Raw genomic sequence first — 10,400 nt, 5'->3', positions numbered from 1 at the left:
AAACCCCAGGACCGCGAGCAAGCGTTTATGGGAGACGTGCATATCAGACTCCTTGGTGGTTCCAGCGTGCATGGATGCGGCGACCGTCCTGGCTCCCCTGCCGGGATGTTCCCGCGCATGAAGCGTTTCACAGTCGTCGGCATCTTTCATGTCGGCGCCGGCGAGATCGACGGTTACCTGGGCATCACCAATCTCCAGGACCTGGCGCGCATGCATCGCTGGAAACCGGATCAGGTACAGGGCATTCGCCTGAAATTCGACGATCTGTTCCAGGCGCCGCGCACCGCGTGGAGCATTGCCCGGGACCTCGGTGAAGACCGCTACTACGCTCGCGACTGGACCCGCACCCACGGCAACCTGTACCAGGCCATCCGCATGGAAAAAGCCATGATCGGCCTGCTGTTGCTGCTGATTGTCGCCGTCGCTGCCTTCAACATCATTTCCACACTGGTGATGGTGGTGAACGACAAGAAGGGTGACATCGCCATCCTGCGTACCCTTGGCGCCACCCCGGGCACGATCATGCGCACATTCATGGTGCAGGGCACGGTCATCGGCGTGGTCGGCACCGCGATTGGCGCAGTGGTCGGGATTTTTGCCGCGCTGAATGTCAGCGCCGCGATCTCGGCCCTCGAAGGCCTGATCGGGCACAAGTTCCTCAACGCCGACGTGTATTTCATCGATTACCTGCCATCGCAGGTGCAGAGCCAGGACGTGCTGATGGTCTGCTCTGCGGCGCTGGTCCTGAGTTTCCTCGCCACCCTGTATCCAGCCTGGCGTGCTGCGCGCACCCAGCCTGCAGAGGCGCTACGTTATGAGTGAGTCGCGCATGAGTGATAAAGCAATCTTGAGCTGCCGCAACCTGGGCAAGTCCTACGAGGAAGGCCCGGAGTCGGTGGAGGTATTGAGCGGTCTGCAGCTGGAACTGCATCCGGGCGAGCGCGTGGCGATTGTCGGTAAATCCGGTTCGGGCAAGAGTACCTTGCTCAATTTGCTGGGAGGGCTCGACACACCGACCAAGGGTAGCGTCTGGCTTGACGGGGAAGAACTCTCGGCGTTGAGCGAGAAGAATCGTGGCCTGTTGCGTAACCGTGCCCTCGGTTTCGTGTACCAGTTCCACCATTTGTTGCCCGAGTTCACTGCGCTGGAAAACGTCTGCATGCCGTTGCTGATCGGCAAGACGGCCATCCCTGAGGCCCGCCAGCGTGCAACGGCATTGCTGGAGCGGGTAGGGCTGAGTCATCGCCTGGAACACAAGCCGGCGGAACTGTCCGGTGGCGAACGTCAGCGCGTGGCCATTGCCCGTGCCCTGGTGAACAAACCGGGGCTGGTGATGCTCGACGAGCCGACCGGCAACCTCGATCTGCACACCGCCGAAGGTATTCAGGAGCTGATGCTCGAACTCAGCACCTCGATGCGCACGGCGTTTCTGGTCGTGACCCACGACATGAACCTTGCCCGCCAGATGGATCGCGTCCTGCACCTGCAGGAAGGTTGCTTGACGCCTATCTGATTGGCAGAAACCCGGCGCAACTGAAAAGTGCGTCGGGTCTTTTATTTTTATACGGTGCCCCAGCGAATGTTCAGACCGCTATCGATCTTTATCGGCACGCGCTATACCCGCGCCAAGCGCCGCAATCGCTTTGTTTCGTTCATTTCGATGACCTCGATGATCGGGCTCGCCCTGGGCGTGCTGGCGATGATCGTGGTGTTATCGGTGATGAATGGATTCCAGCGCGAAATGAGTTCGCGCATTCTCGGCATGGTGCCGCACGCGACCATCGTCGGCGTCAACCCGATAGACGATTGGCAGCCCGTTGCCGCGGCCGCCCTGAAAAATCCGGAAGTCACGGCCGCCGTGCCCTTCACTGAGTTGGAAGGCATGCTGTCCTATAAGGGGGCGATGCAGCCGCTCCAGGTGAGCGGTGTCGACCCGGCGCTGGAAGGTCAGGTGTCGATCGTTGCCAAGCATATCGTTCAAGGCAGCCTCGAAGCTTTGAAGCCGGGTGAGTTTGGCGTGGTGATCGGCGAGATCACGGCGCGGCGCTTTCGTTTGAATGTCGGCGACAAGATCACCCTGATCGTGCCGGAAGTCAGCAATGCACCGGGTGGCATTACCCCGCGCATGCAGCGTTTGAACGTGGTGGGTGTGTTCAAGGTCGGTGCCGAGCTGGATGGCTCGATGGCGCTGATTCACATGGCGGATGCGGCGCAGATGCAGCACTGGGAACCGAATCAGGTGCAGAGCGTGCGACTGGCGGTCAAGGATCTTTATGCCGCGCCGCAGGTGTCGAGCGCTATCGCCACAGGCTTGGGTACGGCTTACAAGGCTGACGACTGGACCCATACCCAGGGCAGCCTGTTCAGCGCGATGAAAATGGAAAAAACCATGATCGGCCTGTTGTTGCTGATGATCGTCGCCGTGGCGGCGTTCAACATCATCGCCACCTTGATCATGGTGGTGAACGACAAGGGCGCGGATATCGCGATCCTGCGCACTATTGGCGCAACACCTCGACAGATCATGGCCATCTTCATGGTCCAGGGTACGGTGATCGGGATTGTCGGCACGTTGATCGGTGGCGTGCTCGGCGTGATTGCGGCGTTGAATGTCAGTGAGATGGTGGGCTGGATCGAGCGGGTCACTGGCCAGCACATCTTCAGCTCCGATGTGTACTTCGTCAGCAACCTGCCATCTGAACTGCAGGGCGGGGATGTGCTGCTGATCTGCTCGGCGGGTTTCATCCTCAGCTTCCTGGCCACGGTGTATCCGGCGTGGCGTGCGGCGAAGATCGAGCCGGCTCACGCGTTGCGCTATTCGTAATCAGCCATACCGCCATCGCGAGCAGGCTCGCTCCCACAAGGTAATCGAGTGGACCACGGAAACCCATGTGGGAGCGAGCCTGCTCGCGATGGGGCCGTTCCTGCCGGTCTCAATGTCCTTTCGGTAACTGGATCACAAATCGGGTCCAGCCCTCAGCCGATTCACAGCGAATCTGCCCGCCATGGGCATTAATGATGGATTGTGTAATGGCCAGCCCCAATCCCGCGTGTTCGCTGCTGCCTTCCCGGCGTGCCGGGTCTGCGCGGTAGAAACGGTCAAACAGGCGCGGCAATTGTTGCGCATCGATTCCTTTGCCGGTGTTTTCGACGCTCAGCTTCACGCCGTCGGGTTGCTCCGTCAGTTTGACCCGCACTTCGCCCTCGACAGGGGTAAAACGCAGCGCATTGTCCAGCAAATTGGAGAGTGCCCGGCGCAACATATTGCGGTCGCCTGCGAGGCGGGCGCTACCGTCCCGACTCAGGTTCACCTGGGCGTCTTCGGCCAGCGGTGCGAAAAACTCCAGGAGCAAGTCCGCCTCTTGCGCGAGATCCAGGGTTTCGCGCTCGGGCATCAACAGGCCGTGGTCGGCTTTCGCCAGATAAAGCATGTCGTTGACCAGTTGGGCCATCCATTGCAGTTCTTCGAGATTGCTGTGCAGCGCTTCGCGATAGTCCTCGATGGCGCGCGGGTGGGTAAGGGTGACCTGGGTGTGCGTCAGCAGGTTCGACAGTGGCGTACGCAGTTCATGGGCAATGTCAGCGGAAAATGCCGACAATCGCTGAAAGGAGTTGTCGAGGCGTCCGAGCATGGCGTTGAAGTGGTGGGCCATTTCCGCCAGTTCCGGTGGCATGTTTTCTTCGGGCAGGCGCGCGTTCAGTGATTGCGCCGAAACACGGCTGGCGACGGTGCTGATGCGTCGCAACGGTCGCAAGCCGCTGCGGGCTGCCCAGGCACCGAGCAGGGCGGTGGCCAGGGCCGACAAACTCATCGTCAACCAGATCAGGTGCTGCATGCGTTGCAGGAAATGCTGGTGATGGGTGATGTCCAGCAACAGGGTCAAGCGGGGCGAATCGGTCTTGTTGACGAACAGGGGTGCATTCAGCACGCGGTAATCGGCTCCGTCGTTGTTGAGGGTCGATAGCCCGGGTCGTTGCGGAAGTTTGTCGGGCAGGTTCGTCGAGCTGTCGTACCAGCGTCGGCCATCGCTGCCGGTTATGCGCAGCGACAAGTCGGCCTGGCGGCTCAACTCCTCGGCCAGCCTGACGTCGCTTTCGCTCGATTGAATATCGTGCAGCGCCCGTCGCAAGCCAATCAACTTGCCCTCCAGCAGTTGCTGATCAAGCTCGATGAAGTGCGCCTCGCTGGCGCGGCTGAACAGTACGCCGGCGAACAGCGACACCACCGCCGTACAGGCTGCGAACAGCAGGGCCAGGCGACTGCTTAACGAAAGTCGTTGCATCAGGCGGGGCGCTCTTCGAGGACGTAACCCATGCCGCGCACGGTGTGAATCAGTTTGCTGGAGAACTCATCATCGATTTTAAGTCGCAAGCGACGAATGGCGACCTCAATGACATTGGTGTCGCTGTCGAAGTTCATGTCCCAGACCTGTGAAGCAATCAGCGATTTGGGCAGTACCTCACCCTGACGCCGCAAGAGCATTTCCAGCAGGGCGAATTCCTTGGCTGTCAGGTCGATGCGCTGGCCACCGCGCTCGACCCGACGACGGATCAGGTCCAGGCGCAGGTCAGCCAGGTGCAGGCTGGTTTCCTGAGGGGCGGCGCTGCCGCGGCGCAACAGGCTGCGTACCCGGGCCAACAGCTCCGAAAAGGCAAATGGCTTGACCAGATAATCGTCGGCGCCCAGTTCCAGCCCGTGAACCCGATCCTCCACGGCATCTCGTGCGGTCAGAAACAACACGGGGGTATCCAGGCCTGCGCTGCGCACGGCTTGCAGAATCTGCCAACCATCGCGTCCGGACAGCATCACGTCGAGGATCAACAACGCGTAGTCGCCACTCAAGGCCAATTGCTGGCCGGCATTGCCATCGGCTACCCATTCGGTATTGAAGCCGGCCTCGGTCAGACCCTGGCGCAGATAGAGTCCGGTTTTAGGTTGGTCTTCGACAATCAGCAGTTTCATGGGCGACTCGGGTTGAGTGGAACAACAGCTTTATACAGGGCGCGACGAAGATGCCGATCAACCTGACAAAGTTGTAATCTGGCTGTCAGGTTAAGGGCAGCGTCGGCAGTTTAGAGTTTTCCACAGGCTGAACCCGAATTTGTTTGGAGTACGACAATGTTTTTGCGCAAAACCGTATGGCTGGCTGTCTGTGTATTGGCACTGAGTTCGCAGGTGTGGGCATCACCGGCGCAAACTTATGATTTTGGCCAACCGGCACCCGCGGCAAAAGCAACCCGCAGTGTCGAGGTGGTGATGGGCGATATGTCGTTCAGCCCCAAGGCCATCGACATCAAGGCGGGAGAAACCGTGCGCTTCATATTGGTCAATAAAGGCAAATTGCTGCACGAGTTCAACCTCGGTGACGCGGCCATGCATGCCAGGCACCAGCAGGAAATGATGCAGATGCAACAAGATGGCCTCCTCACGCCGACCGGCATGAAAACCATGGACCACAGCACCATGGCCGGTATGGATCACGGCTCGATGGGGCACGGCATGAAGCACGACGACCCCAATAGCGTGCTGGTTGAGCCGGGCAAAACCGCTGAACTGACCTGGACCTTCACCAAAGCCACCAATCTGGAATTCGCCTGCAATATTCCCGGTCACTACCAGGCCGGCATGGTGGGCAAACTGACAGTCAGTCAGTAAGCACTCAAAGGCGGGAGCAAAGGCTGATAGAATCCGCTGATTCTTCAGTCAGGTTTCCGCCATGCATCCCGCAGCCGAACATTCGCCGCTGGGCAAGTCCAGCGAATACATTGCCACCTACACGCCGTCCTTGCTGTTTCCGATCCCGCGTACCGCGAAGTGGGCCGAACTGGGCCTGACGGCTGACACCCTGCCGTACAAGGGCGTGGATTTCTGGAACTGCTTCGAGTTGTCGTGGCTGCTGCCTTCGGGCAAGCCTGTGGTGGCGATTGGCGAGTTCAGCATTCCCGCCGACTCACCGAACATCATCGAATCGAAGTCGTTCAAGTTGTACCTCAACTCGCTGAATCAGACGCCATTCGCTGATACGGCAACGCTGGAAGCGACCCTGGTCAAAGACTTGTCGGCCGCTGCCGGCAAGGCAGTAGGTGTGCGAGTTCGAAGCCTCAAGGACGTGGAGGCCGAGGGGGTCGTGGCGTTGCCGGGCATATGCATTGACGAGCTGGATATCAGTGTCAGCAACTACGAGCATCCGCGTCCGGAACTGCTGCGCTGCGACGTGTCGCGGATTGTCGAAGAGAGCGTGCATAGCCATCTGCTCAAATCCAATTGCCCGGTCACCAGCCAGCCTGATTGGGGCAGCGTTGTTGTCGAGTATCGGGGGGCGGCGCTGGACCACGCCAGTTTGCTGGAATACATCGTCAGCTTCCGCCAGCATTCGGACTTTCATGAGCAATGCGTGGAGCGGATTTTCCTCGACCTGCAACGCTTGTTGAAGCCGGAAAAACTGACGGTGTATGCGCGCTATGTGCGGCGTGGCGGCCTGGATATCAACCCTTATCGCAGTACTGAAGCAGTGCAACTGCCCAACCACCGCCTGGTCCGCCAGTGACCCGTAACCTGTAGGAGCGAGCACGCTCGCGATGTTTTTTCAGTCAAACAAGTTTGCCTGACACACGATCGCGAGCGTGCTCGCTCCTACAGGGTTTTTCGTATCCGCAGGGTTCAGATGCCCATATTGCCCAAGGCTTGCGCGATATTGCGCAACGTGCCGGCAAGGGTCGGGTGTTCGAGTTCGAATCGCTCCACCGCCAGGTTGACGCCGTCGGCGAGGCTGGCGTCCTGGGTCTTGCTTTCGAGCTCAAGCTTGAGTTCGATCTGTTGCATCAGTTCGTGCAGGTTTTCACGCTCGGATTCTGACAGCGGAGGATTCTGTTCCAGTTGCTCGCGCAGGGCATTGAGCTGTTCTTGCAGTTCGCGGGCGGGCATGGCGTTCTTCCTTCTTTCGATTGGCACTGGCATGGACCACAGCGGTACGTCAAAGGTCTATGGCTGACCTTTAGATTAATCCACTCGCGCGCAACCTGCATGCTTCATAGGTGTGAGGCCGCGATCAGGGTTTTTCGCCCTTGAGCCGGCGCAGCCTGATGTCCGCCAGGCACGTGTCGAGTTCACCCAGGTGATCGATCACCGAATGCACGCCCAGTCCAAACAGCTGCATCGTCGCCTTGCCACGTTTGATATCCCGCTCCTGTGGAGAAAGTGCCTGCCATTGCGCGGGAGATAGCCCGCAGAGGGAGCCACAGGACGCCAGTCCAATGGTCCACAACCCGGCGTTGAGTCCCGATTGCAGCAAACGCGGTTCACCGCTGACCAGCACGCAGCCGTCCAGACGCTGAACATTCAATGTCATCAACGCTTGCCAGCATGCATTGGGGGCCGGCCATGGATTGATTGTTGCGGGATGTTGCGAGGGTTTGATCCATTCCGGCAAGGCGCCGGCCAGGGAATGGCTGAGGGCAGGGGGCAGCTCATCGAGCCAGGCGCAGGGTATCTGCTGGCGTTGCAAGCTGTGCAGGCTGTCGAGCGCGCCCGGCGTGGTCTCGGCATGCTCGGCCGAATGGCCTTCGAGCAGCCGGGTTCGAGCGCCGAAATCCACCAGGCAACCACTAAGGCCAAACAGCACGGCAGTCAGGTTTGGCGCGTATTGAGGCGAAGTTTCGGCGTGTGGCATAGCAACGTCCCTGAAATAGCCTTGAGGCTAAAGAGCGTCGGTGACAGTTGAGTGACACGGATGTGAAACACTCACAAACGACATGAATGATCGGTGGGTGCTTGGGGGCGATGCTGCCTTAAGCGGCGTTTCCGTCTTATACTGACACTCTTTACGTCGAGCCAGGCGCCCGGCGAATGTTCAATCCAAGGAGTTTTTTATGCGCTGGAGCAATCATCTCGCTCAGCTTTGTGTGTGTGCCAGCGTGTTGCTGGTTCCGTTCGTTGCCCAGGCAGCGTCGGAAGATGACCCTTGGGAAAGCATCAACCGTCCGATCTTCAAATTCAACGACGTGGTCGACACCTATGCCTTGAAGCCATTGGCCCAGGGCTATCAATACGTGACGCCACAGTTCCTTGAAGACGGCATCCACAACATGTTCCGCAACGTTGGCGATGTGACCAACCTGTTCAACGATATCCTGCAGGCCAAACCCGCCGCGGCAGGTGTCGACACCGCGCGATTGCTCCTCAATACCACCTTCGGTGTGCTGGGTTTCTTTGATGTCGGGACCAAAATGGGCCTGCAGCGCAACGACGAAGACTTTGGCCAGACCCTCGGTCACTGGGGCGTGGGCAGCGGGCCTTATGTGATGCTGCCGCTGCTGGGCCCAAGCACCTTGCGTGACGCACCGTCCAAGGTGGTCGATGGCTATACCGGCCCTTATCCGTACATCAACGATGTGCCGGCGCGTAATTCGATCTTCGGCCTGAACATTATCGATACCCGCGCGGATCTGTTGTCCTCCGAGAAGCTGATCAGCGGCGACAAGTACATTTTCATCCGTAATGCATACCTGCAGAATCGTGAATTCAAAGTCAAGGATGGCCAGGTCGAAGACGATTTCTGATTCCGGCCCTCCAGACAAAAAAGGCAGCCTTCGGGCTGCCTTTTTTGTCTGGAGAGGGGTTATTTCATTTTCAAGATTGTAAGTCCAAGTTTCTGGCTGCCGTCGTGCTGCTCCCTCACCCAGACAACCTCGGTATCGGCTTCCAAACCTTTGAGTGCGGCGTGCTCGGATTCGATGCGTACGCTGAGTCGGTCACCCTTTCCGAATAATCGCGGTGCCTGCAATTGCATGCCACTGCTGGAGAGGTCAATGCAGACGGCGGGCACCTCGTCTCCTTCATGAATCAGCGACACATCGGCATCGACTCGCATGCGGATGAAATCGCGCTTTTCGCTGTAGTCCCGACCAGTTTGACTCATGGGTTTGATCCTTCCATTGGGTTACGGTTCTGTTGGTTCTTATAACTCCCGGTGATTTGAAGAGTGTAGACCTCAAGCGACCATCGGTGCGAGCTTGAAACGCCTCGCGGATGGGAGTACCGTCTGCGCCTTAGAAGGGCACCTCTGGTGTACACGTGTGTAGGGCAAATGCTCGAAAGCGGTGCAGCAGAGAGGCTAGAAAGCGAATCCAGTAGCCTGAGCCGGGTTTAATCCCGAGCCGCTACGCCAACCTAATTCTGGCGCCGTTTGCCCACATGCCAAAAACCAGTGCCACGCTGCTGATAATCGATGATGACGAAGTAGTGCGAGCGAGCCTCGCCGCCTACTTGGAAGACAGTGGATTCAGCGTCTTGCAGGCCAGCAATGGCCAGCAGGGTCTGCAGGTATTCGAGCAAGACAAGCCTGATTTGGTCATCTGCGATCTGCGCATGCCGCAGATGGGCGGGCTCGAACTCATTCGCCAGGTCACCGAGCTGTCGCCGCAAACACCAGTGATCGTGGTGTCGGGCGCCGGGGTGATGAACGACGCGGTCGAGGCGCTGCGCCTGGGCGCAGCCGATTACCTGATCAAGCCTCTTGAAGATCTGGCCGTGCTTGAGCACTCCGTGCGTCGGGCCCTGGATCGTGCGCGCCTGCTGCTGGAAAACCAGCGCTACCGCGAAAAGCTGGAAAAGGCCAACCGTGAACTTGCCGCCAGCCTGAACCTGCTCCAGGAAGACCAGAATGCCGGTCGCCAGGTGCAGATGAACATGCTGCCGGTCAGCCCGTGGACCATCGATGAGCTCAAGTTTGCTCACCAGATCATTCCGTCACTGTATCTGTCGGGTGATTTCGTGGACTATTTTCGGGTCGACGAGCGCCGTATCGCGTTCTACCTGGCGGATGTTTCCGGTCATGGCGCCTCTTCGGCCTTCGTGACCGTGCTGTTGAAGTTCATGACCACGCGCCTGTTGTTCGAATCCAAGCGCAGTGGCACCTTGCCGGAATTCAAGCCTTCAGAGGTTCTTGGTCATATCAACCGGGGCCTGATCAGTTGTAAGCTGGGCAAGCACGTCACAATGGTCGGTGGAGTCATCGACGAGGAGACAGGTTTGTTGACCTATAGCATCGGCGGTCATTTGCCGTTGCCAGTGTTGTACACACCCGACAGTGTTCGATACCTGGAAGGGCGTGGCCTGCCGGTGGGCCTCTTCAACGAAGCCACCTACGAAGACCACGTACTGGAGCTGCCACCGACATTCAGCCTGACGCTGATGTCTGATGGCATTCTGGACCTTTTACCAGAACCCACACTCAAAGAAAAAGAAGCTGCGTTGCCCAAACGGGTCAAGGCGGCGGGCGGCAGCCTGGATGGTCTGCGGCAGGTTTTTTCGGGGCGTCATGAAGTGTGGGACTGATCGCAGCGTTGAAAGTACAACGTGCAATGAAAGATACTGTTTCTCATTAACGCCCGTGAAAGGA

The 10,400-nt window shown here is 58.7% G+C and carries 11 protein-coding genes and 1 pseudogene; 7 read left to right on the top strand and 5 right to left on the bottom strand.

The window, feature by feature from the left end:
• The 3 genes from ACQKP2_RS30330 to ACQKP2_RS30320 form a co-directional block, all read left to right on the top strand.
• Positions 1-822: FtsX-like permease family protein (locus tag ACQKP2_RS30330; protein ID WP_427582008.1), on the top strand; the 822-nt coding region annotated here is incomplete at its 5' end.
• Between the two features lie 7 nt (positions 823-829).
• Complete coding sequence (gene lolD / locus ACQKP2_RS30325; RefSeq protein WP_427582007.1) at positions 830-1,513, top strand: lipoprotein-releasing ABC transporter ATP-binding protein LolD; 684 nt, start codon at positions 830-832, stop codon at positions 1,511-1,513.
• 66 nt (positions 1,514-1,579) lie between these two features.
• Entirely contained in the window at positions 1,580-2,824 is a 1,245-nt protein-coding gene (locus ACQKP2_RS30320) for a lipoprotein-releasing ABC transporter permease subunit (protein ID WP_427582006.1), read from the top strand.
• Between the two features lie 109 nt (positions 2,825-2,933).
• On the opposite strand, the gene ACQKP2_RS30315 is transcribed toward ACQKP2_RS30320, so the two are convergent.
• Positions 2,934-4,283, bottom strand: a complete 1,350-nt coding sequence (locus ACQKP2_RS30315; protein ID WP_427582005.1) for a heavy metal sensor histidine kinase — start codon at positions 4,281-4,283, stop codon at positions 2,934-2,936.
• Positions 4,283-4,963 (bottom strand): heavy metal response regulator transcription factor, encoded by a 681-nt coding sequence (locus ACQKP2_RS30310; RefSeq protein WP_427582004.1) that lies wholly within the window; start codon positions 4,961-4,963, stop codon positions 4,283-4,285. The genes ACQKP2_RS30315 and ACQKP2_RS30310 overlap by 1 nt, the downstream gene beginning before the upstream one ends.
• A gap of 156 nt (positions 4,964-5,119) precedes the next feature.
• Between ACQKP2_RS30310 and ACQKP2_RS30305 the strand changes: the two genes are divergently transcribed.
• Together ACQKP2_RS30305 and queF are read left to right on the top strand one after the other, a co-directional pair.
• On the top strand, positions 5,120-5,656 hold the full coding sequence (locus tag ACQKP2_RS30305) for a cupredoxin domain-containing protein (protein WP_427582003.1): 537 nt from the start codon (positions 5,120-5,122) through the stop codon (positions 5,654-5,656).
• Positions 5,657-5,717: 61 nt separating this feature from the next.
• On the top strand, positions 5,718-6,548 hold the full coding sequence (gene queF, locus ACQKP2_RS30300) for an NADPH-dependent 7-cyano-7-deazaguanine reductase QueF (protein ID WP_427582002.1): 831 nt from the start codon (positions 5,718-5,720) through the stop codon (positions 6,546-6,548).
• Positions 6,549-6,661: 113 nt separating this feature from the next.
• Here queF and ACQKP2_RS30295 read toward each other — a convergent pair whose 3' ends face one another.
• Positions 6,662-6,925, bottom strand: coding sequence for a DUF4404 family protein (locus ACQKP2_RS30295; RefSeq protein ID WP_427582001.1), 264 nt, complete (start codon positions 6,923-6,925; stop codon positions 6,662-6,664).
• 124 nt (positions 6,926-7,049) lie between these two features.
• Positions 7,050-7,670, bottom strand: a complete 621-nt coding sequence (locus tag ACQKP2_RS30290; protein ID WP_427582000.1) for an HAD family phosphatase — start codon at positions 7,668-7,670, stop codon at positions 7,050-7,052.
• A gap of 199 nt (positions 7,671-7,869) precedes the next feature.
• On the opposite strand from ACQKP2_RS30290, the gene ACQKP2_RS30285 reads away from it, so the two are divergent.
• Complete coding sequence (locus ACQKP2_RS30285; RefSeq protein ID WP_427581999.1) at positions 7,870-8,559, top strand: MlaA family lipoprotein; 690 nt, start codon at positions 7,870-7,872, stop codon at positions 8,557-8,559.
• Positions 8,560-8,618: 59 nt separating this feature from the next.
• Here the strand turns inward: ACQKP2_RS30285 and ACQKP2_RS30280 are convergent, their stop codons facing one another.
• Positions 8,619-8,918 (bottom strand): PilZ domain-containing protein, encoded by a 300-nt coding sequence (locus tag ACQKP2_RS30280; RefSeq protein WP_427581998.1) that lies wholly within the window; start codon positions 8,916-8,918, stop codon positions 8,619-8,621.
• A gap of 275 nt (positions 8,919-9,193) precedes the next feature.
• Here ACQKP2_RS30280 and rssB point away from each other — a divergent pair.
• Positions 9,194-10,309, top strand: a pseudogene (gene rssB, locus ACQKP2_RS30275) (two-component system response regulator RssB); the annotation flags it as partial.
• Positions 10,310-10,400: the final 91 nt, after the last annotated feature.

Source organism: Pseudomonas sp. NPDC089569, assembly GCF_050280625.1.
Taxonomy (GTDB): Bacteria; Pseudomonadota; Gammaproteobacteria; order Pseudomonadales; family Pseudomonadaceae; genus Aquipseudomonas.
This window is presented reverse-complemented; position numbering and strand designations above follow the sequence as displayed.